The 20,133-nt window shown below is 54.0% G+C and carries 17 protein-coding genes; 3 read left to right on the plus strand and 14 right to left on the minus strand.

Features of this window, described 5'->3' with window-relative positions; genetic code table 11:
• Nucleotides 1-36: 36 nt before the first annotated feature.
• The 10 genes from FHS90_RS19525 to FHS90_RS19570 all read right to left on the minus strand — a co-directional run bounded on the left by FHS90_RS19525 (nucleotide 37) and on the right by FHS90_RS19570 (nucleotide 12,030).
• Nucleotides 37-636 carry a hypothetical protein gene (locus FHS90_RS19525; protein WP_182514270.1) on the minus strand — a complete coding sequence of 200 codons (600 nt, stop codon included), beginning with the start codon at nucleotides 634-636 and terminating at the stop codon, nucleotides 37-39.
• Between the two features lie 309 nt (nucleotides 637-945).
• The gene (locus tag FHS90_RS19530; RefSeq protein WP_182514271.1) at nucleotides 946-3,459 is read right to left on the minus strand and encodes a S9 family peptidase; all 2,514 of its coding nucleotides are present in this window, start codon (nucleotides 3,457-3,459) and stop codon (nucleotides 946-948) included.
• Between the two features lie 228 nt (nucleotides 3,460-3,687).
• Nucleotides 3,688-4,374: a tRNA (5-methylaminomethyl-2-thiouridine)(34)-methyltransferase MnmC2 gene (gene mnmC2 / locus FHS90_RS19535; RefSeq protein WP_182514272.1), complete on the minus strand. Its 687-nt coding sequence runs from the start codon at nucleotides 4,372-4,374 to the stop codon at nucleotides 3,688-3,690.
• A 586-nt stretch (nucleotides 4,375-4,960) separates the two neighbouring features.
• The gene (locus FHS90_RS19540) at nucleotides 4,961-5,620 is read right to left on the minus strand and encodes a hypothetical protein (protein WP_182514273.1); all 660 of its coding nucleotides are present in this window, start codon (nucleotides 5,618-5,620) and stop codon (nucleotides 4,961-4,963) included.
• A 381-nt stretch (nucleotides 5,621-6,001) separates the two neighbouring features.
• Entirely contained in the window at nucleotides 6,002-6,967 is a 966-nt protein-coding gene (locus FHS90_RS19545; protein ID WP_066835803.1) for a YihY/virulence factor BrkB family protein, read from the minus strand.
• A gap of 113 nt (nucleotides 6,968-7,080) precedes the next feature.
• Entirely contained in the window at nucleotides 7,081-8,523 is a 1,443-nt protein-coding gene (locus FHS90_RS19550) for a DUF4403 family protein (protein WP_182514274.1), read from the minus strand.
• Nucleotides 8,524-8,711: 188 nt separating this feature from the next.
• Nucleotides 8,712-9,041, minus strand: coding sequence for a thioredoxin family protein (locus FHS90_RS19555; protein WP_066835799.1), 330 nt, complete (start codon nucleotides 9,039-9,041; stop codon nucleotides 8,712-8,714).
• A gap of 573 nt (nucleotides 9,042-9,614) precedes the next feature.
• Nucleotides 9,615-9,959: a hypothetical protein gene (locus FHS90_RS19560; RefSeq protein ID WP_182514275.1), complete on the minus strand. Its 345-nt coding sequence runs from the start codon at nucleotides 9,957-9,959 to the stop codon at nucleotides 9,615-9,617.
• 78 nt (nucleotides 9,960-10,037) lie between these two features.
• A complete protein-coding gene (locus tag FHS90_RS19565; protein WP_182514276.1) occupies nucleotides 10,038-10,766 on the minus strand; it encodes a DUF3891 family protein in 729 nt (242 codons plus the stop codon).
• Nucleotides 10,767-11,067: 301 nt separating this feature from the next.
• On the minus strand, nucleotides 11,068-12,030 hold the full coding sequence (locus tag FHS90_RS19570) for an NAD-dependent epimerase/dehydratase family protein (RefSeq protein ID WP_066835794.1): 963 nt from the start codon (nucleotides 12,028-12,030) through the stop codon (nucleotides 11,068-11,070).
• 270 nt (nucleotides 12,031-12,300) lie between these two features.
• On the opposite strand from FHS90_RS19570, the gene kbl reads away from it, so the two are divergent.
• From kbl to FHS90_RS19585, 3 genes are all read left to right on the plus strand, one after another.
• On the plus strand, nucleotides 12,301-13,494 hold the full coding sequence (gene kbl / locus FHS90_RS19575) for a glycine C-acetyltransferase (RefSeq protein ID WP_182514277.1): 1,194 nt from the start codon (nucleotides 12,301-12,303) through the stop codon (nucleotides 13,492-13,494).
• Between the two features lie 210 nt (nucleotides 13,495-13,704).
• Nucleotides 13,705-14,100: a hypothetical protein gene (locus FHS90_RS19580; protein WP_182514278.1), complete on the plus strand. Its 396-nt coding sequence runs from the start codon at nucleotides 13,705-13,707 to the stop codon at nucleotides 14,098-14,100.
• 493 nt (nucleotides 14,101-14,593) lie between these two features.
• Nucleotides 14,594-15,517 (plus strand): NYN domain-containing protein, encoded by a 924-nt coding sequence (locus FHS90_RS19585; RefSeq protein WP_066835788.1) that lies wholly within the window; start codon nucleotides 14,594-14,596, stop codon nucleotides 15,515-15,517.
• Nucleotides 15,518-15,946: 429 nt separating this feature from the next.
• On the opposite strand, the gene FHS90_RS19590 is transcribed toward FHS90_RS19585, so the two are convergent.
• The 4 genes from FHS90_RS19590 to FHS90_RS19605 all read right to left on the minus strand — a co-directional run bounded on the left by FHS90_RS19590 (nucleotide 15,947) and on the right by FHS90_RS19605 (nucleotide 20,106).
• A complete protein-coding gene (locus FHS90_RS19590) occupies nucleotides 15,947-17,275 on the minus strand; it encodes an erythromycin esterase family protein (protein WP_182514279.1) in 1,329 nt (442 codons plus the stop codon).
• Between the two features lie 267 nt (nucleotides 17,276-17,542).
• Nucleotides 17,543-18,217: a 3'-5' exonuclease gene (locus tag FHS90_RS19595; protein ID WP_082893636.1), complete on the minus strand. Its 675-nt coding sequence runs from the start codon at nucleotides 18,215-18,217 to the stop codon at nucleotides 17,543-17,545.
• 111 nt (nucleotides 18,218-18,328) lie between these two features.
• Nucleotides 18,329-19,039, minus strand: a complete 711-nt coding sequence (locus tag FHS90_RS19600) for a LytR/AlgR family response regulator transcription factor (protein WP_182514280.1) — start codon at nucleotides 19,037-19,039, stop codon at nucleotides 18,329-18,331.
• Between the two features lie 2 nt (nucleotides 19,040-19,041).
• Nucleotides 19,042-20,106 carry a sensor histidine kinase gene (locus FHS90_RS19605; RefSeq protein ID WP_182514281.1) on the minus strand — a complete coding sequence of 355 codons (1,065 nt, stop codon included), beginning with the start codon at nucleotides 20,104-20,106 and terminating at the stop codon, nucleotides 19,042-19,044.
• Between the last annotated feature and the right edge of the window lie 27 nt (nucleotides 20,107-20,133).

Raw genomic sequence — 20,133 nt, forward strand, 5'->3', positions numbered from 1 at the left:
TTCAGGGAACAGCCTTAAATAAAAACAGCCAGCCACTTATTTCGTCTCAGTAATCTGTCCGTTGGCGGTAATGGTAAAGCGTTTACGGGTAACAGTGAGCTTTCTGGTATTGGGAACCTCGTTGTACTGGGCGTCAAACTGCCAGCGGGTGGTGCTGTCAAGGTGCACAATAGAAAGATCTTTCTGTATGGTAAACTGCTCTGAGTGGGAAAAGCCTGGTTCTTCCCCGCAGGGGTTGAACTTGAGGTCCTGTTCATCCAGCAGAACGCCTACTTGGGAAAAAGTCCTGAGGCGGGGCAACGTTTCATCTGCCGGAAAAAGCGCCAGTACTGCCGTAACGTCTTTAGACACGGGAATGCGCCGGTAGGGGAGTTCAAGCGGTTTCAGGAAAGCGCGCGTGGTAGCGGTGTCAATGGTTTCGGCCAGCGCATAGTCAAACGAACAGGTAGCTGTAAACGGAAGCGTGAGCGCCGGCAGTTCCTGCGTAAAACGCTGGAACGTAACCTGTGGCGCAGGCGCCACAGAAGACTCTACCGTCTCAGCGGTAGGGGCGGTCTCATATTGGGTGGCATTGTCTCTGGTGCAGGAGCATAGAAACCCAACAAGCACCAGAGCCGGGAAGGAAAGGCGGTTCATAGATGCCTTATACGGGACGCCCGGCAAAAAAAGATGTGACACCGCCTCTGGAGGTCCTGATGTTGTGTTTTCGGGCTGTTTTTCTGAAAACAGGCCAAAAACGCAAAACTGCTTTAAACCTTCCACCAGCTGCTGCCGCCTTGAAAACCCCCGGAGTTAAACCAGAAACAGACCGTTTCTGTTTTCGGGCTGTTTTCACGAAAATAGGCCGAAAACAGCCTTTTGGGCGGGGAAGGCATTCAGTACAAAGAAAAGGCCGCCACCTCACCTGCATGAAGTAGCGGCCTTGCTTATCTTGAGCCGGGGCGGTTATTCCCCGGCTTCGGGCGTGGCCCGGCGGCTAGGCTGCGGGCGTTTGTTATTCTGCTCGGTCTCTCTGTTGATCTCCGTGATGTCCACCGTCTGGGAGAAGTCGCCCAGCAGGTATTTAGAGAAATAATCGGCGGTCATCCAGAAGGAGTACTCGGTCATGTCTCCGTAGCCGTGGCGCTGGCCGGGCATAAGCACGAGGTCAAACCGCTTGTTGGCCTTGATCAGGGCGTCTGCCATTCTAATGGTGTTGGCGGGGTGCACGTTGTTGTCAATGTCGCCGTGGGTGAGCAGCAGGTGGCCTTTCAGGTTCTTGGCCAGGTCTGGGTTCTTGTCAATGCTGTACTGGAACGTGGTATCGCCTTTGGCGGAAATCACTTCTTTCACGCCGTGGTGTTTCTCAGACCACCAGCGGTTGTAGATGTTGTTCTCATGGTTACCCGCGCCAGACACGGCCACTTTGAAGAAGTCTGGGTACACCAGCATGGCCGCCGTTGACATAAAGCCCCCGCCGCTGTGGCCGGTAATGCCTACGCGGTTAATGTCAATGAAAGAGTATTTGTCTGCCAACTGCTCTGCGGCGGCTTTCTTATCAGCCAGGCCGTAGTCCCGCAGGTTGCCGTAGCCGTAGGTATGGTACCACCGGGATCGGGCCGGGTGGCCGCCGCGGTTCCCCACGGTAATCACCACAAAACCCAGCTGCGCCAAACGGTCCATGCGGTCCATGCTGCGCCCAAACGCCTTGTTCACCGCCTCGGTCTGCGGACCGGGGTAGATGTACTCAATGATGGGGTACTGCTTGGTGGAGTCAAAGTCAAAGGGCTTGTACATGACGCCGTACAGGTCCGTGATGCCGTCATCGGCTTTCACCTTGAACGGCTCTGGGAATTTGTAGCCAGCCGCCATTAATCTGGACAAGTCTGCGGTTTCCAGGTCCATGACTTTCTTGCCGTTGTTGTCATACAGCACAGATTTAGGAACCGTATTCACCCGCGAGGAATTGTTGACAAAGAAGCGGCGGCTGTCGCTCATGCTGGAAGAATGGTCAAAGTCACCGCGGTTCAACAGTTTCAGGTTAGAGCCGTCAAAGTTCACGCGGTACAGGTGCAGGTAATAAGGGTCTTCCTTGGCTTCGCGGCCGTTGGCCGAAAAATAGAGGACCCGGGCTTTCTCATCAATGGCCACTAAGTCTTCGCAGTGGAAAGGGCCCGAGGTGATCTGGTTTTTGAGTTTCCCGTTGCCGTCATAGAGGTAGAAATGGCCCCATCCGTCGCGCTCAGACCAGTGAATGAGTTCGTTCCCGCCGTTCACCAAGCCTACGCGGGCTACTTCTACGTAGGTGTTGAAGCGCTCCTCAATAATAGGTTTCACCGTGCCTGAGGGTACATCCAGGGCGCACACGTCAATCTTCTTCAGGTCACGGCTGGTGCGGGTGAAATAGATCTTGTCTTTGGTGCCATGCCACACGCTGGGGCGGAACTCGTCATCCCGGGCGCTTTGCTTTGAAGGGGCCGGCCATACAGACAGTTCCTGGTCTTTAAAAGCGGCGGCGGTGATTTTCTTCTGGGTTTTCTCTGGGAAGTTAAACAAGACAAACTCCCTGATAGGTGCCTCTTTCTCGCCGGGCATCTGGTATTTGTACGTCTCCAGCGCCGGGCGGCCCGCCGCCGTGTTATGGATCACCCACAGGTCTTTCACCTTGCGGGCGTCTGTGCGGGTGAGCAGGAAATACTTAGCGTCTGGCGACCACAGCACGTACGCGGGCTTGCGGTTGTTCTTGTTCTTCTCCTTCTCCACGTTGTTCTCGCCGTTAGAGTCGCCGCCGTAGCTGTAGTACTCTATGCCGTCTTTGGTGAGTTGGTTTTCTACAATGGTGGAGTCTTTCTCGTTTTTCAGGGCCTTCTCATAGTTGGCCTTGTCCATCCAGTAGAGGTTGTAGTTCTTGGCGAAAATCACAAATTTCTGGTCTGGGGAGATGGAAGCCCACGTAGGCTTGCGTTTCGGTTTCTCGTAGTCTTTGAGCTCGGTGAGTTGGCGGGTGGCCAGGTTGTACTGGAAATAATGGGTTTTCTTCTCCAGTGAGTCAGGGGCTTTTTTGTCAAGGCGGTCTTTCTTCACCACGTCCACGGTGCTTTTCACCTCAAACTGCACGCTTTTCTCGTCCTCAGTGAACTTGAGGTTTTCTATGGGCAGGTGCTGCGCGTCAAACGGGTCTTTGACAATCAAGGTGATGGCGGCCGCCACTTTGTCCAGGTCAAAAATGGCGCGCTTAGATTTAGTGGCCGGATCTACCACGTACCAGTTCTTGCCGTTCGGGGTCTCGTACTGGTACCAGAACTGGTCGGTTTTCTTGAGCCAGTGCGGGTCCACGCTGGTGCTGAAAATGAGCTTCTCCAGTTTTTTTGGAGAGAAGCGGGCGGCCAGGGCATAATTCGCTTTGGAAGGCTGCCCGGGCTGGGCGTGCAGGCTCAGGCTGGCCCATAGAAAGGCCGCCAGAAAAGAGAGCATTCTCATGTAAAGGGTGGTCAGTTGGTTTGGAGAGCTGAAGGTACAAAACAACCTCCTGATTTCCGCCGCCGCCCGTGTTTTCTGGACAGACGCAGGCAGAGAAACCGCTGGGGGACTACGGCATGCTCTGGGGTGTTCTTTTGCCCGGCCCCGAGAAGCAGCGTTTCTGTTTTCGGGCTGTTTTCCAAAAAACAGCCCGGAAACAGAATGAGTCTTGCGGCATCAAAGCCGTCTTTACTTGTTCGGCAGCGCTTCTTTCACCCCACGCGTCATTTCCCGCTTACCGGGCGGGCCGGGCAAGGCTTCAACGGCGAACCCTGCCGCTTTGAGGCTGCGCTTGAAACTGCCTTTGGCGCAGTAGGTGACCAGTGTTCCGCCCGGGGCCAGGCAGTCATACATCTTCTGGAAGATGGCGTCTGTCCAGAGGTGGGGCTGTTTCTCAGGCGCGAACGCGTCAAAGTAAATCAGGTCATAATGTTCTGGGGCAGGGGCGAAGGCTTCCAGGTCAGTTTCCAGTTTACGCAGCGTGAACTGTGGGCTAACGGCCACCGGCTGCTCCCAGGGGGCGGCGTGCAGGGGCAGAAAGAAGTCCAGCAGCTCCGGGTTCAGGATGAATTTTTCAAACTGAAGCTGCTGTACCACCTCCGGCGCGAGCGGGTATTTCTCCAGCGTGTCATACCGGACCGTGGCCCCGGTGAGCCGAGAGTGTTGCAAGGTGAGCAAGGCGTTCAAGCCCGTGCCGAACCCCACCTCCAGCACCCGTACTGTAGGCAGGCGGTGCAGCGTTGCCTCCAGCCCCATCTTGATAAACACGTGCAATGACTCCTGCAGCGCCCCGTGCACTGAATGGTAGTGTTCATTCAGCTCCGGCACAAAAAGCGTGGTAGAGCCGTCTTTGGTTTGCCTTACCTCCAAATTCATTTTCAAAAGTAAGAATTCAGAATTAAGAATTAGGAATTTCTGGAAAGAGGAGGAGGCCGTTTTCGGGCTGTTTTCTGAAAAACAGGTCAAAAACAGAATCTACATCTTTCAGCGTCTGCCAAAGCAAGCTTCTCACCAAACGGGAGTCTGAGGCTAAGCGTGATGTTCTAAAGAGGAAGTGACCATTGAAGAACACATAATGCTGCAACTGGAGCCGCACAGAAACGTCACTACCTGCCCGGATTGGCGGCCAGAGCAGGCTTTTTCTTACCAGTTCGGAATAATGTTAAACATATTGGGTATGTAATACACCTAAAACAAAGCGTAAACCTGCAGGCGTAAATACCTGACTAACGGAGAAGCGCTGATTTTACGTAAGAGCGTGTTCTCATCTGTCTTTTACGCTATAAGCGGGCCGCCAAAGAACCTGAGATCGCTTTTGCCTTGGCCGTAGCGCTGGTATGCTGCTCAGAAAATGCTAGTGAAGAACCTGCGGCCTCCGTTTTCGCCTGCAAAATCAAAAGGGAAACCAGCGCTTATGGGCAATCGCGCCTTCCATTCTTAATTCGGAATTACCAATTCTTAATTAATCAATGTACCCCTCATACTGGATGCTGCTCACCCGGCCTTTGGTCATGTGAAACCGGAGCCAGGAGTTGCGTTCCCAGTCGCAGACCTCAATCAGGTTTTTCTGCTCTTTGATGAACAGTTTGTAACCCTGTAGCTTCTGCAGCAGCTCTTCGCGCGGGGTGCCTACTTTTAGCCCGTTCCGGAGGGCCAGATTGGGGCTTTTGATGTCTGCGTAAGACAGCAGGAACCGTTTGGTGTACATGGGGTAGTAGAGCTCAACGGTGCTGGAGTCAAAGTTCAGCTGAAAAAGCGTGTCTGTGTAGCGCGGGTTGTGCACGTTGGCAATGGTGTCTTTCACCACCTGGTAGCGGGTCTTGAGTTGGGCCACATAGTGCTTCAAGGCCGGGTCTACCGCGGGCAGAAACGGGTTGGCAATGAAATCAGACGCTTTCCTTACCTCAGGGTTCTCCTCCATGGCCAGTTCTGTGCGCTCATAGAAGGCGGTCATGGTGGCGGTGTTGTTGTAGTTGCGCTGGAAGGCACTTTTAGGGGCTGTGCGGTTTGCCGGCCTGTAAGAGGCGGCCGTAACCCGCGGGGTATCTGGTTCCTGCCGGCTTTGGCAGCCACCGTAAGCCCAAACGGGTAGAAGAAACATAAGCACGATCAGCCGCCGCATACCAGTTACAGAGAAGATGAACAGAGGTTTTTAGTCAGATTGGTAATACGTATACGGGAAAAAAGCGAAAAAAGCTGCGGAAGCTGCTGGAAATTTGCCTTTTACCTATGACAGGTAACCTGCGCAAAACCCCTATGGCCGCTGCCTTTTTATAGTAACCTTTGTCACTTCTAAGCGGGCGCAATGTTAGTGAATCACGGTCATATTTCAAGTGCAGGCCCTGTATTCTGGTGAACTGGCCGGTATCCCGCAAGTTACCATCCTTTTGAGCATGCTTTTCCCTTGATCTTGGCCCGGTATGCTGGCGCTGCGAAAACAGAAAAGCCAGGGAGTGCCCAGTGTAAGGTGGGTTCCCTGGCTTCTGCCTATGAGGGGAGGTGGTTATTTCCGGAAACGGCCCTCTGCGGGCGGCCTGCCGGCTTTGTTGGCTTCCTCTGTTTCTTCATGCGGCAGCTCCCGCACCTCAATGCGCACTGAATTGTGGTTGGGCTTGACGGGGTGCCCGTACGTGTCTGCGTACTCCTGCGTGAGCTCAGCGCCGTAGAAGATGATGAGAGACGAGTAATATACCCAGGAGAGCAGAATGACCACAGAGCCGGCGGCCCCGTAGGTGCTGCTCATGTCACTCTGGCCCAGATACCAGCCAATCAGGTACTTGCCCAGAATGAAAAGCAGAGCCGTGACAAAGGCACCCACCCACACATCGCGCCAGCGAATAATGGCGTCTGGCAGGTACCGGTAAATGAGGGCGAACAGCAGCGTTATAAAACCCAGGGACACCACAATGTCCAGCAGGAAGATGAAAATGACTGCCACGCCCGGTAGTTGCTGCTTTAAAAAGTCAGTGAGCACCCCCAGCACCGCACTGATCACAAAGCTGACCAGCAGCAAGAAAGAGATGCTGAGAATGATCCCAAAGGAGAGCAGGCGGTCTATGACCAGTTTCATCACCCCGTTTTTGGCCTTGGTCTGCAGGTTCCAGACCTGGTTCAAGGACTCCTGCAACGTGACAAAGATGGTGGTACTGGCAAAGATCAGGGTGCCAATTCCAATCCAGGTGGCCAGGGGGTTGGAGCCCTCCAGGTGCACGTTCTGGAGAATCTTCTGCACTTCTGAGGCGGCCTCAGTGCCTATAATGCCTTTGATCTGCGTGAACAGCTGGCCACTCACTGCGTCTTCCCCAAAGATGGCGCCCGCAGATTTCACCACTATGAAGAGAAGCGGCGGAAGCGAGAAAATGGTGTTATAAGACAATGCCGCCGCCAACCGGAGGGAGTTGTTCTTCATGAACTCCTTGCCAGAGTTGGCAATCAGCTGGAAAATACTTTTGGTAGAATAATTCGCCATAGGCCCGTGTGGTCGTTTTGTAAAATATCTGGAAATTCAGATACGCACAGCAGGGCCGAATAGTTGATTTAACCGAAAACAGGAATACCCTGGGGCAAGGGGAAGCCGGTTGCCTACTGCACAAAGAGCGCCATCTTGCCAGAGGAGACAAAGAGGGTGCGCACGCCAGAGGGCGTCAGAAAGAGCGTGTCTGGCTCAAAGGAGAGAACGGTGCCGCGCAGAAGCACCCGCTCGTGCAGCCGGTTTTCGGCCAGGCCGGTTTTCAGGGACTGCCGCATGGCGGTGAGCTGGTCTTTTACGGGTACGGCCATCTGCTGTTCCAGCTGGGTTTTCAACTTGTTCTGCAGAAGCCAGTTGGCGGTATTCACCAGCTGGTCCCGGGTCTTGACCTCATACTCCAGGTCTTTCACCTTCAGGCTTTGGGTGGCGGCGTCATAGTAGGGCGTACCCTGCAGGTAAATCTTGCCCTGAAATTTCTTGGTCAGGAAGCCGGTCTTGGCCATGCCGCTGGCATCTAGCGCCAGCAGCAACTGTCGGCCTGAGCCGCTCACCACCAGGTCATGCACGGTAAACTGGTGCTTGCCGCCCTCAAACGAGAAGGTCTGGTTGCGCAGCTCTTTCTGCAGCATGTCTGTGAGGTAAGGGTAAGAGAGGTCTGTGGCTACCTGAATCTGGGCCTCCTGCGGCAAGGTGCGTGCGGGCGTGAACGCCGGAAGCGGAACCAAGGCCGCTAATGCCGGTTTCTGCCCCATAGACACCGCCAGGAGTGCGTCAATGCCAATCTGTAGGCTCATCTGGTTGTTCTGCAGGGCCAGCGGCGTAATGCGCACGGCTTTGGGTTCAACCGTGAGCCACGCTTTGTAGCCGTCATGCACAGAGAAAGGCTGTTGCACCTGCTGCCACGCCTCTGCCAGATACGCCTTCAGGTTCACCCGCTGCTGCAGCTCCTTGTCCAGCTGTTGCAGCATGGGGTTGAGCTGGGCTTTGAGCTGCGGTTCAATGAATTTTGCCAGGTTGATGGTCAGCGGCCCCAGTGACAGGGTGGGTTTGCGTTCGCCCCAGGCAAAGTCGCCGCTGGTGTAGCTCTTGAGCTGGTAGTTGGGGAGCACCTGCAGCCGGCTCTCGGTCTTGACCACCAGGTCAAACTCGGTCTCCTCGGTTTTCTGCAGCTTTTTGCAGAGCTCACACGCGTTCCACTGCCACCGGCCTTTGGCCTTGACACGCAGGGGCACCTCTACGTACAGTTTACTGAACTCGGCTTTCAGCCGAATGGGTGCCGCTTTGGTGACCTTTACGGCCAGGTCATCGTCTTCCAGGTTGTCATCCTGGTACAGAACGCCGGTTAACTGCTCATTCAGCACCTGCTCCAGTAATGTGACCGGGATGGTGATGGGTACGTTAATGGTAGAAAGGCGCCGCTCTGGCAACGGGTGCTGGGCTACCGCCGCACTGGGGGCGGTGGTAGAAAGCGAAGTGGATTTCTGGCAGGCAGCAGGCAGGAGCAAACTGACCAGCCCCACCCAAAAAACAACAGAGGAGAGTAACCGGTGACGCATACAGCAAAGGTACGGTTTCCCTGGGTAAGCCTAAAGAGCCGCTTATGCGTTTTTAGCCTGATTTTCAGAAAGTAGCCCTAAAACAGAGCCCCTTTTGGGGAGGTGGGACCAGCTTTGGGTGCTAACAAACATCTTGGGCGGGGCCGCCCGTTTCTGGCCTGTTTTTCTGAAAATAGCCTGAAAACAGGTTAGTCGCAGCAGTCTACCAACGTGTCAAGCAGCGCCTGTACCTCCCGCTCAGAAGAAAGCAGGCCGCAGTCTTTGAGAGTGCCTTTGAAATAGGTGGCAAAAAAGGGCGTGCCAGAGAGCTTGACCTCTTTGCTGGACACGGGGTTTTCAGAGGCGTCCATTTTCAAGAAAGTGATGTCTTGGTATTTGGGGTCATCAGAGAATTTCTCTACAGACGGGGCCAGCTTCTTGCAGATGGTGCAGTTCTCATCAATGAATTTCACAATCACGCGCTCTTTGGCAAAGATGATAGAGCGTAGCTCTGCGTCTGAAGATGTCTGGATAGCCATGGTAGTTCTGGTTGTTCTAGCCCTGTATTAACGGGGATGAACGCCTGAGGTTGAGAAAAACACCTGCCAGTGAATAAGAGCACGGGCAGGTGCAGGAATTAGAAGGTGTAGCCTAACCGAATGCCCGCAATGGTAGTAAGACCAAGAGAGAAGGAGCTATACCCGGTTGAGGTGCTTTTGAAGTTGCTGCTTTTAACAGTAACGCCTTTATACTTAGTGCTTGCCAGGCCTAAGCCAAACTCTATGCCTAAGTATAAATGGCGCGCCACATAGTAATCAGTTCCAGCCAACAGGTTTACCCTTAACTTGAGTAAGCTCTAGGGCCTGTGCTGTTGTTGTTAGAGCATGCTTAAATTTGCCTTTTGCGCTGCAAACGGGTATCAAAAGAACCTGACTTCGCGGTTGACTCGCACCATAGCGGGGCGTATGCTGCTCAAAAAACGCTTCGCCAGAACCTTTTGCTCCCCGTTTTCGCTTGCAAAATCAAAATTTAAACAAGCTCTTAGTACCCCAACCATTGGTTACCTCATAATCAGGTACTTTCTCATCATAAGAAAAATTTGCAAAAAATGCTTAGGCGCCAATGTATGGCGACAGCCTCTCTGTACCGGTGAAGTGGTTTTCAATACCAGGCGGTATTCTGAAAGTGGAGGAGGTGCGCTCTACATCGTTTGCCAGGTCACTGTTGTTGATAGAGCCGCTGATCCCTAATCTAAAAGCTTTGGTAGGGCTGAGAAAGTAACGTCCTCTGATGCCGTTAAGGGTAATTGTGCTTCCGCTGGAATTGGTAAGGTTCAGCTGTACTTCTGCGGTTATCTCCCCGGCTTGAGGTTTGAACTCAGAGCCACTTTCTTGGGCAAAGACAGGTGCTGCCATGGCAAGCGCCACCCAGGAGACAAGAAGAAATTTCTTGAACATAAAAAAGGATCAAATTGAAAATAGATTTGTGCTGTAAATCTATCAACTGTTCCCTTGTCATGTGTTGTAGTCCTTCTCCTAACTCTTTTTAAGGACCCAGGATTTCTGTTGCACGGGTGCCTGCCAGATGGCCTGCGCCAACTCCTGGTCTGAGGTGAAGTGGAGCTGTTGCAGGTAGCGTACTTCCACACCCAGTGCCAAAGAGGGTTGTTCAAAGGGCCACGGCTGCACCACAATGGTAGCGTCACTCAGCTGCCTGACCTCATACTTCTGCCGGTCTGGGCCATCACTTATTTCCAGGGCGCGCTCCATTTCAGGCAGTTCATTGCGGCAGAGAATGAGGGAGAGGCGGTCACACCACTGCATGAAATCATAGGCATATTGCGCTTCGGCTTTTTTGACCTTTAGCTGCTGGCGCCATAGTTTCTGGCTGGCCAATTGCTCCTCTAAAAAATGGTCCCACTCGGTTTTCTGCCCCCGCAGGGTCTCATAGAGAAAGGAAAGGTGCATACTGGTGAGCAGGCTTCGCCACCGGCCTTGAAAACGGGCTTCTTTCATGACCTGCTGCGCCTGCGCCAGACTGAACGGAAGCTGGGTGAAATTGGCGGGAGCGCCCGCGGGCGTGAGGGTATAGTGATTCCTGAGTTCTTTCTGCCCGTCATCATGCTGGGCAATGGCCGCCAAGGTCTGGACAAAGTGGAGAGGGCGCTTCTCAAGAAGCCAGGCAAACCCTATTTCAGCCGCCAACAGGGCATGTGCCTGCTGAAAAATTAGCTCCCATCCTTTCTCGTGGGGGTTTACAATCATGCCCGTAACGCTTAAATAACACCTGCTGAACTAATAACTGGCGAGAAACCGGAAAGGTTACTTTATTGATAGTCCTGAGTCTGTAGTTCTGAGTCTTGAGTTCGGTTCCTGTTTTTGGCCTGTTTTCAGGAAATCAGGCCAAAAACAGGCAATATTTCTGAGATGACTGGAAGCTGGCTAAAGAAAAACCCTCACCCGTTCCAAACGGGTGAGGGTTTTATCTATGCCTGCTTTGATCTAAGCGGGAAGAAAAGCTTTGTTTTGCATCCTAAACTCAGGACTCAGAACTCAAGACTCAACGTTAGTTGTTTATCCTTTTCAGGTGCAGCAGCATGTCATCAGTCATGGTGTCCAGGTCGTATTTCGGGCGCCAGCCCCAGTCCTGGCGGGCGGCGCGGTCATCAATGGTCTGCGGCCAGGAGTCAGCAATCTGCTGGCGGGCGTCTGGCTCATAGGTGATGCTGAAGTCTGGGTAGTGGCGCTGTATGCTGGTGGCTATCTCCTGGGGGGTAAAGCTCATGGCCGCCAGGTTGTAAGAAGACCGCACCTTCACTTTTTCCGCCGGAACGTGCATTAGGTCCAGGGTGGCCTTGATGGCGTCTGGCATGTACATCATGGGCAGGCGGGTGTGTTCGCTCAGGAAGCATTTGTAGGTGCCTTTGGCCAGCGCCTGGTGGTAAATGTCAACGGCGTAGTCTGTGGTGCCGCCGCCGGGCAGAGCCTTGTAGCCAATGAGGCCCGGGTACCTCAGGCTGCGCACGTCCAGCCCGTATTTGTTGAAGTAGTAGTCACACCAGCGTTCACCGGCCTGTTTGCTGATGCCGTACACGGTGTTGGGGTCCATGATGGTGTCCTGCGGCGTGTTCTGGCGCGGCGTGCTGGGGCCAAAGACAGCGATAGAAGACGGCCAGTACACTTTCTGCACCTTCTGCTCCAGCGCAAAGTCCAGCACGTTGAACAGGCCGTCCATGTTCAGGCGCCAGGCAAACTTGGGGTTCTTCTCGCCGGTGGCGGAAAGGATGGCGGCCAAATGGTAAATCTGCGTGAACTGGTAGCGGGACGCCAGGTCAGAGAGGTGCTGCGGGGTGAGCACATCTACAATCTCAAACGGCCCGGACTCGCGCAGGTCGGCCTGTTTAGGGTACTGGATATCAGCGGCCACCACGTGGGCGCCGCCGTACATTTCCCTCAGTTCCAGGGTAAGTTCAGAGCCCAGCTGGCCGCAGGCGCCTATTACCAGAATTGTATCTTTTGCTTGTGTCATGCAGGTTTTGAATAGGAAAACAAATGTACGTTATTCTCTCGGGTCCTAAAAGTAGGGAAGGGTGGCCGCCTTTTGTATCTTTGGCAAAAGAAGGAGCTTCATCACCTAGACTTCTATCTACTTTTTATTAATACGAAAGAAGTTGCCCTGTTGCCTGTTTCGCAGTTCCTGCGGAAGTAAGGAGAAAGGAAAGGGCGTTTATGGGCTGTTTTTCGTAAAACAGGCCAAAACTGAGAATTATAACCAGAAACAAGCTAACAGACCATACCCATGTACGAGACCTTAAAGCCAGATTTAGAGCAGCAGCTAGCTGAGATTCAAGCCAACGGCTTATACAAACGCGAGCGCATCATCACCACCCCGCAACACGCCGCCATTAAAACGCAGCAGACCGGTGAGGTGCTGAACTTCTGCGCGAACAACTACCTGGGCCTCTCTTCGCACCCGGCGGTGATTGAGGCGGCCAAACGCACCATTGACACCCACGGCTACGGCATGAGCTCAGTGCGCTTCATCTGCGGCACCCAGGACATTCACAAGCAACTGGAGCAGAAACTGGCCCAATTTCTGGGCACCGAAGACACCATTCTCTACGCGGCCGCCTTTGACGCCAACGGCGGGGTGTTTGAGCCTCTGTTTGACGAGCAGAGCGCCATCATCTCAGACGCCCTGAACCACGCCTCCATCATTGACGGCATCAGGCTGTGCAAGGCCCAGCGGTACCGCTACCTGCACAATGACATGGCAGACCTGGAGGCCAAACTGCAGGAAAGCCAGAACGCCAAGCACCGCATCATTGTCACAGACGGCTCCTTCTCTATGGACGGCACCATTGCCCAGCTAGACAAAATCTGTGACCTGGCAGATAAATACAGAGCTCTGGTCATGGTAGATGAGTCACACTCTACCGGGTTCATTGGCAAGACCGGCCGCGGCACCCACGAGTACCACAACGTGATGGACCGCGTGGACATCATCACCGGCACCCTAGGCAAAGCCCTGGGCGGCGCCATGGGCGGATTCACCACCGGGAAGAAAGAGATCATTGACATGCTGCGCCAGCGCTCACGGCCGTACCTGTTCTCCAACTCGCTGGCCCCGGCCATTGTGGGCGGTTCCCTGGCCGTGTTGGATCTGCTGAGTTCCACCACTGAGCTGCGCGATAAATTAGAGTGGAACACCATGTACTTCAGGGAGAACATGACCGCCGCAGGCTTTGATATACGGGCCGGGGTACACCCCATTGTGCCGGTGATGCTGTATGAGGCCACGCTGGCGCAGGAGTTTGCCGCTAAGATGCTGGAGAAAGGCATCTACGTGATTGGGTTCTACTACCCGGTAGTGGCCAAAGGCGCAGCCCGTATCAGAGTGCAGCTGTCAGCCGAACACACCAAAGAGCAGATTGACCGCGCCATTCAGGCGTTTACCGAGGTGGGGCGCGAGTTGGGAGTGCTGAAAGGGTAACGTAACTTCTAGGGAATCCATCTGGCGGCAAGTCTATCAGATAAATACTTGCCGCCAGATTAAAATATAACTAATCTTTTAGTTGTAAAGTTGAGTATAATCAGGTACGTTTAGTAAACTTCTATGGTGTTGCTGGCCAAGTGCCTGGCTGGCAGCGGGTAAGTTGCTTTATGTATTCATTATTTTATCAACGTAACTATGGTGTTCCCTATGAAAAAACAAAGTATCACTCATCTTATTCTGTGTCTGCTGCTTTTTGGGCAGACAGCTTTTACAGGCCCTGGCGCTGTGCAACCCATTGAAGGAGCAACTGCAAAGCTGCTGATCAACGGCAAAGTGATACCTATCACCAATTGCTACCCAATCAAAGAGTTAGCCGGTAAGGTTTCTTTTGAAACTAGTTTCCAGTTAGAGGAGGTACGGTTCTACATAGTCAGGAAAAACAGGCCGGTGAAAGCTGTCACGCTGGAAGGGGGGGCCAACCTGGAAACTTTTGATCTGTCAAAATGGGCAGAAGGTACAGCAGAGGCTGGTGATAGAATAGCGATGCAGATCATGGGGGGGAACCAGGAGGCAAGCGCAAGTCTGAACCTCTGCGACAAATAGATGCAACCATATTAAACATCAGGCGCGGGCTTTAACTAAACAAAAGCTAAAAAAACTCTTTAACGGCACCTGGGGCAGGAAATAAACCTGCCCCAGGTGCCGTTATTTTTGTGGTTGCTAGACAAATATCCATTGCCTACTTTTGCAACGCTTTTCTGGGGACAGAAAAGGTTCTTTGACATGACGGGGAAATCATTTGGTCCGGTTTATTCTGGGCAGATGATACCATGGGCAGTTCCTGTAACGGGTGCTGCTTTCTGAATAATAAATGAATAATAAAAAGATTTGTGGCCCAGTAAAAAGGAACAGCCACAGGTGTTTACAAGACCAGCAGAAACAAACATAGATTAAAAAGTATATTGTAAAATAGATCACCGCTCCTGCTACTCCTCCAAAACTTGTCGGTGCCTTGCCACCTCTCTTTTTATTTTCCCCGCAAATCACTTTTAGGAGAGACAGACAATTGATTTATAGACAGACAAACGGAAGACAGATGCAAGACAAACTCGTTAGAATTGGCGTTTTCTATGACGGCAATTACTTCTTGCAGGTCAGTAACTATTATGCGTATGGGCACTCGCGCAAACGCAGAATTAGTATCTCTGGGCTGCATGAATTCATCAGAGACCAAGTGGCGGAAGAAGAGGGCCTGGACCCGCGCCTCTGCAAAATTGTTGATGCCCACTACTTCAGGGGCAGGCTGAACGCGTATGACGCCAGCCAGCGCGGTGACACCCTGTACTGGGACCGCGTGTTTGATGACATCCTCATGTCTGAGGGCGTGACTACCCATTACCTGCCGGTGCGGACTACACCAGACGGGTACAAGCAGGAGCGCGGCATAGACGTGTGGTTGGCCTTAGAGGCGTTTGAGCAGGCGTTCTACAAGCGGTTTGACGTGCTGGTGCTGATCTCTTCAGACGGAGATTATGTGCCGCTGGTGCGCAAGGTGAACACCCTGGGTACCCGCGTGATGGCCCTGACCTGGGAATTTGAATATACCACAGACAACGGGCAGCGCATGACTACGCGCCCGTCACAAGACCTGCTCGCGGAAGTGACGTACCCGCTGGCTATGCACGGGATCATTGACCAGCGCCTGGCCCGCCATGACGCCGCCATTCAACGCCTATTTGTACAGCCTGACCAGAAACGGACAACTACTTCTCAACCGGTTGAATATGATGATGACCAGGAAGACAACGTGGGCAACAGCAGCAGCCACGGCGAAGGCGAAATCATGAGCCTGAAAAACGGCTATGGCTTCATCAAGTTCCCGCCCAACAACCTGTTCTTCCACTTCACCAACGTAATTGACACAGACTTTAACGAGCTGCGCGTTGGGGACCGGGTAGAATTTGACATTGACCGTGATGACGAAGGCAATGACATTGCCAAGGCGGTAAAAGTGTTGTAGGGTAACTACCTTGCCTGCGGCAAAGGAGGTGACTGGCCTTTGCCCCGGGAATAAAAAAGAAGAAAAGGGAGTTGCGGCCATGCCGCGGCTCCCTTTTTTTATGGACTTCTTCCGGCTTGCCGGCATGGGCGGGTACTCAAACCGCTTATGCTACTGCCTCACCCACTTCTGAAAACAGCCAATGAACGCCCGCTAGAAAGCTTTTTACCCAGTGGCAATGAAATGACCTGTGCCGAAAGCAAAGTGGGTTTCTGTTTTAGGGCTGTTTTCAGAGAAACAGCCCTAAAACAGAAGGAACGGCCTTTGGGAAACCGCTCCTTTCTCCAAAACTAAACTTAAATGCTATGGGCTGTTGCTGTAACCGCATTGCGCCATTCCCTTTCGGGCGGGCACGCCAAGGGTAACCCTAATCGGGTGGGGCCTACCAGGTCAGAGGGAGCCAAGCGGGTGCAACGCGGTTGTCTGGTCCAGGAACAGAAACGCGTCATAGCGGTTGGGCAGAACGGTGGGCACATAGTTTCCCCGCTCAGCAGTGGGGCTGTACGTCACGCCAATGGCACGGTGCCCCCGGCTGCGCAGGGCCTCAGGAATATCCTGCAGTTCCCGCATCAGCAGAAGCTTGTTGTGTTGGCCCTGCCGGTGCAGAATGTCTTCCCAACTGTTGGTGATGGCGGCGGGTACGTTCATGTCCTGGGTAGGGCCGCCCCAGCGGTTAGAGGCAACCACCCGCCCCTGATACGTCCCGAAGCCCACCAGATACACCCCCGCGCCCGCGTGCTGCTCCCGCAGCAGCTGGCCAATGTTCACCATGCCGGCCTGTGCCATGTCAGTGAAGCGGGCGTCGCCCACGTGGGTGTTATGCGCCCAAATGATGATTTTGGCATGGCTGCCGTGTTGGGTGACCAGCCGGTTCACCGTCTCCTGCATGTGGCGGTCACGCACGTTCCAGGACCCTGCATCGCTCCTGACCATCTGGTAGTAGTAGCGCTCAGCGTTCAGGGCGACCAATGCGTTCTGCTCGGCGTTGAAGGCAGCCTCGTCACCCGCGGGGCTGCTTGCCCTGTGCGCTTTCACGGCCTCGTACAGCTGTTGCAGCTGATCTGAGCACGTACTGCCCTGGGCGGTGGCCTGTGCGTACAACTGCTCATCACGGTGATAAGGGGCCAGACACGCCTGCGCATTTCTAGCCAGCTGGGCCGCCGGCAGATTATTGCTCTCCAGGTAATGCTGCAGGGCATCCAGTGATTCCCAGAGGCTGTACACGTCTAGTCCGTAGAAGCCCACCCGGTTGTTCTGCCCCGCGCCCGCGTTGTATTGGCGCAGCCATTCGCCCAGCGAAGCAATCTGCTGGTTTGCCCACATCCAGGTGGGCCAGCGCTGAAACGAAGACTGCAAAACCTGGCGCGCGCTGCCAGAACGCTGTCCCTGAATGTACTCGTTGAAGGCGTACGCCGCCGGCCAGTCGCCTTCAACGGCAATTAGATTAAAGCCTTTCTCCTGAAGGAGGCGTTTGGTAAGGGTGGCGCGCCATTCATAGAATTGGGCGGTGCCGTGACTGGCTTCCCCCAGTAGAACATAGGTGCTGTTGCCTATGTCCTGGATGACCACATCCAGATCAGAGGCGTTTTCTAAAGGGTAAACCCCTTTGGAGAGGAAATTCACCTCCTGCTCCACCTCTTGCAGGTTGTCATCTGTGTCAGAGCACGAGAGAAGCCCCCAGCACAGGCATACTGACCAAATCAACTGTATCTTTCTCATTCCTATCCTTTCCCGTTGTGTTGAACTGTTGATCCCTCCGGAATAATCACAATGTGCCTGGGGCTGACTGGTTCCGGTAATGGTTTTAACGGGAGGCTCTGCCAGAGGTGTATTGATTAAATACGGAATTTGAGTAGGGTAAAATACAAAAATGAGGGCCTGGCCGGACGCGTGCGTAGGCAGGGGCTCCCTTGGAAATGTAGAAAGAAAGGGTGTGGGTGGCAGTTTCTGTTTTGGGGCTGTTTTCTGAAAAACAGGGCAGAAACGCTACGCAACGGGTGCTTGACCCCGCTCAGAAGCAGACGTGTCTGGCGGCAGCAGGATCTCTGCCAGGGGCGGGAGCCACTTGGGCCAGCCGTATTGAGGGTTGACTACAATCTTGTTCAGCAACGGGTCTACCGGGCTCTCTTCATGCAGCCGGTGCAGAAGTTTCCAGGTGGCGGTGGTGTCTGGTAGCGCCCGGTGCCAGCGGGTGTGCTCAATCCCGTACGCACGGCACATGTCTGGCAGGCTTCTGGGCGAAGGCTGCCGCAGGCGGCAAACCGAGAGCGTGTCCAGAAACGGATGCTGCACCGGGGGGAGGCTTAGCCGCTGGTACGCGCTGTAGAGAAAGGCCAGGTCATACGGGGCATTGTGCATCACTACCACGCTGTCACCAATCAACTCTTGCAAGATCAGGAAGGCGGTGCGCTCCTCCATGCCCTGCCGTACATCTTCTTGCCTGATGCCTGTGAGCTGCGTGGTCTTGGCCGGAATCTTCCCCTTCAGCTTTACCATGGTCTGAAACTGAGTGACCACTTTCCCGCCAGAACTTTTCAAGGCGGCCATCTCAATCACCCGCCCTTTGCTGGCACTCAACCCCGTGGTCTCAAAATCAAGTGCCGTCACATTGTCCAGCACCGGGGTGAGTTCAGGAAAAAGCGGAATGGTAGCAGCGGGCATGGTGATAATAAAGGGGTATGGGCAGCTTATACGCAGAATCAGCGTCTGGGCTGAGAACCTTGCTTGCTGTTTTTGGCCTGTTTTTCAGAAAACAGGCCAAAAACAGCAACGTCAGACTCCCTGGTTGAGTAGCCGGAAGAAGGCCTCACCGTAGACTTTGCCAACTGGCAATGAGTAGCCGTGCACCATTACCTGGTGCCGTTCAATGACCTGCAGGTGCTGTAGCCCCACAATGTAAGACTTGTGTATTCTGAAGAATTGGCCGGCGGGGAGCAGCGCCTGTACCTCTGTCAAGGGCATGAGCGAAAGAATCTTCTGGTGCGGCAACACAAAGGTGCTGTAGTTCTTGTCACTCTCAATGTAGAGGATATCACCCAGCAGCACCTTCACCATCTGGTGTCCGCTTTTTAGGAAGAGGAACTCTTTGGCGGGGGCAGGCGCTGCCGGCAAAGAGACCGGGCCTTTGGCCTGCACCAGTTCTATGGCTTTGTTCACCGCTTTCAGGAAACGGTCAAACTCAATGGGCTTGAGCAGGTAGTCTACCGCGTCCAGCTCGTAGCTTTTCACGGCGTATTCTGAGTAGGCGGTGGTGAAAATGACCATGGGCGGGTGGCGCAGCGCCTTCAGGATCTGAATTCCAGACAAGTCTGGCATGTTGATGTCCAGAAAAAGTAAGTCAAACTTGTTGGTCTGCAGGTAGGCCAGGGCTTTCAGCCCGTCATCAAACGTATTGATCAGTTGCAGGTGCGGGGTCATGCGGGCGTAGTCGCGCAGCACGTCCAGAGCCATGGGCTCATCATCAATGGCAAGGCAGGTGAGCATGGTTACGGGAGTAGCAGGGTGAGACGGGTTTCAAACTTGGTTTCGGTGGAAATAATCTCCAGGTCATGCTTGTGCGGGTACAGCAGCGCCAGCCGCCGGCGCACATTCTCCAGCCCCACGCCAGAGGCCGGCTCCTGGTATTCCTCTGTCTGGGCGTGAGGGTTCAGGCTGTTCTTGACAATGAAGGTGAGCAGGTCTGGCTGGGCCTGCAGCTGAAGGTGAATATAAGACGCCTGCCTGAAACTGATGCCATGCTTGAAGGCATTCTCCACAAACGGGATCAACAGAAGGGAAGGAACCTGCACCGCCTGCACATTGCCCAGCACTTCAAACTTAATGGAGATGTCATGGCTTTCAGAGAACCGGAGTTTCTGGAGGGTGATGAAATCCTGTATGTACCCCACCTCCTTTTCCAGCGGAACGGCAGGCGCGTTGCTGTCATAGAGCATGTAGCGCATGAGGTGCGCCAGCTTGGCCATGCCGGTGGCGGTGCCTTCCGCCTTCTCCCGCCGGGCTAATGAAAACAGGTTGTTCAGGGTGTTGAACAGGAAGTGGGGGTTTACCTGCGCCCTGAGAAACTGCAGCTCAGCAGACAGTTTTTCTTCAGTTAACTGCCGCTGCCTCTGGGTGTACTGAATAGAGTCTTTGATGTAGCTGTAGGTGTAAGAGAGCAGCAGCACACAGGCATTGTACAGGCCGTTCTGGAAGAACACGCCGCGGTCAAACCAGAACTCGCGGTCTTTGATGTACAGGTTCCAGAAAAACCGGTCTGAGTAGGCTTCAATGCTGCTGATGGCCGCTAGCAAAACCATTAGCAGGGCCACGTACAGAAGGGGTTTGCCTTTGCGCAGGAAGCCGGGCATGAGCCACAGGGCATTGGCATAGAAAAGAAGCATGTTGCAGACCGTCCAGAAGATGGAGGGCAGCCAGAGCGTGCCCAGTTTGGTTTTCAGGCTGTACACCCGCGCATCTAACAGCGGGCTGTTAAAAACCAGCCAGGCCAGGAGCCAGAAGGCCACGTGCAGCCATGCCTCGTGCGGCCACTTAAAAGCATTCGCCCTTTTCATGCCGCCAAGGTAAGCGCTTCCGGCCAC

The sequence above is a fragment of the Rufibacter ruber genome (assembly GCF_014138425.1).
GTDB lineage: Bacteria > Bacteroidota > Bacteroidia > Cytophagales > Hymenobacteraceae > Nibribacter > Nibribacter ruber_C.

Coding starts and splice junctions, on each gene's coding strand:
- FHS90_RS19525 (WP_182514270.1), bottom strand. CDS start 636: ATGAACCGCCTTTCCTTCCCGGCTCTGGTGCTTGTTGGGTTTCTATGC.
- FHS90_RS19530 (WP_182514271.1), bottom strand. CDS start 3,459: ATGAGAATGCTCTCTTTTCTGGCGGCCTTTCTATGGGCCAGCCTGAGC.
- mnmC2 (WP_182514272.1), bottom strand. CDS start 4,374: ATGAATTTGGAGGTAAGGCAAACCAAAGACGGCTCTACCACGCTTTTT.
- FHS90_RS19540 (WP_182514273.1), bottom strand. CDS start 5,620: ATGCGGCGGCTGATCGTGCTTATGTTTCTTCTACCCGTTTGGGCTTAC.
- FHS90_RS19545 (WP_066835803.1), bottom strand. CDS start 6,967: ATGGCGAATTATTCTACCAAAAGTATTTTCCAGCTGATTGCCAACTCT.
- FHS90_RS19550 (WP_182514274.1), bottom strand. CDS start 8,523: ATGCGTCACCGGTTACTCTCCTCTGTTGTTTTTTGGGTGGGGCTGGTC.
- FHS90_RS19555 (WP_066835799.1), bottom strand. CDS start 9,041: ATGGCTATCCAGACATCTTCAGACGCAGAGCTACGCTCTATCATCTTT.
- FHS90_RS19560 (WP_182514275.1), bottom strand. CDS start 9,959: ATGTTCAAGAAATTTCTTCTTGTCTCCTGGGTGGCGCTTGCCATGGCA.
- FHS90_RS19565 (WP_182514276.1), bottom strand. CDS start 10,766: ATGATTGTAAACCCCCACGAGAAAGGATGGGAGCTAATTTTTCAGCAG.
- FHS90_RS19570 (WP_066835794.1), bottom strand. CDS start 12,030: ATGACACAAGCAAAAGATACAATTCTGGTAATAGGCGCCTGCGGCCAG.
- kbl (WP_182514277.1), top strand. CDS start 12,301: ATGTACGAGACCTTAAAGCCAGATTTAGAGCAGCAGCTAGCTGAGATT.
- FHS90_RS19580 (WP_182514278.1), top strand. CDS start 13,705: ATGAAAAAACAAAGTATCACTCATCTTATTCTGTGTCTGCTGCTTTTT.
- FHS90_RS19585 (WP_066835788.1), top strand. CDS start 14,594: ATGCAAGACAAACTCGTTAGAATTGGCGTTTTCTATGACGGCAATTAC.
- FHS90_RS19590 (WP_182514279.1), bottom strand. CDS start 17,275: ATGAGAAAGATACAGTTGATTTGGTCAGTATGCCTGTGCTGGGGGCTT.
- FHS90_RS19595 (WP_082893636.1), bottom strand. CDS start 18,217: ATGCCCGCTGCTACCATTCCGCTTTTTCCTGAACTCACCCCGGTGCTG.
- FHS90_RS19600 (WP_182514280.1), bottom strand. CDS start 19,039: ATGCTCACCTGCCTTGCCATTGATGATGAGCCCATGGCTCTGGACGTG.
- FHS90_RS19605 (WP_182514281.1), bottom strand. CDS start 20,106: ATGAAAAGGGCGAATGCTTTTAAGTGGCCGCACGAGGCATGGCTGCAC.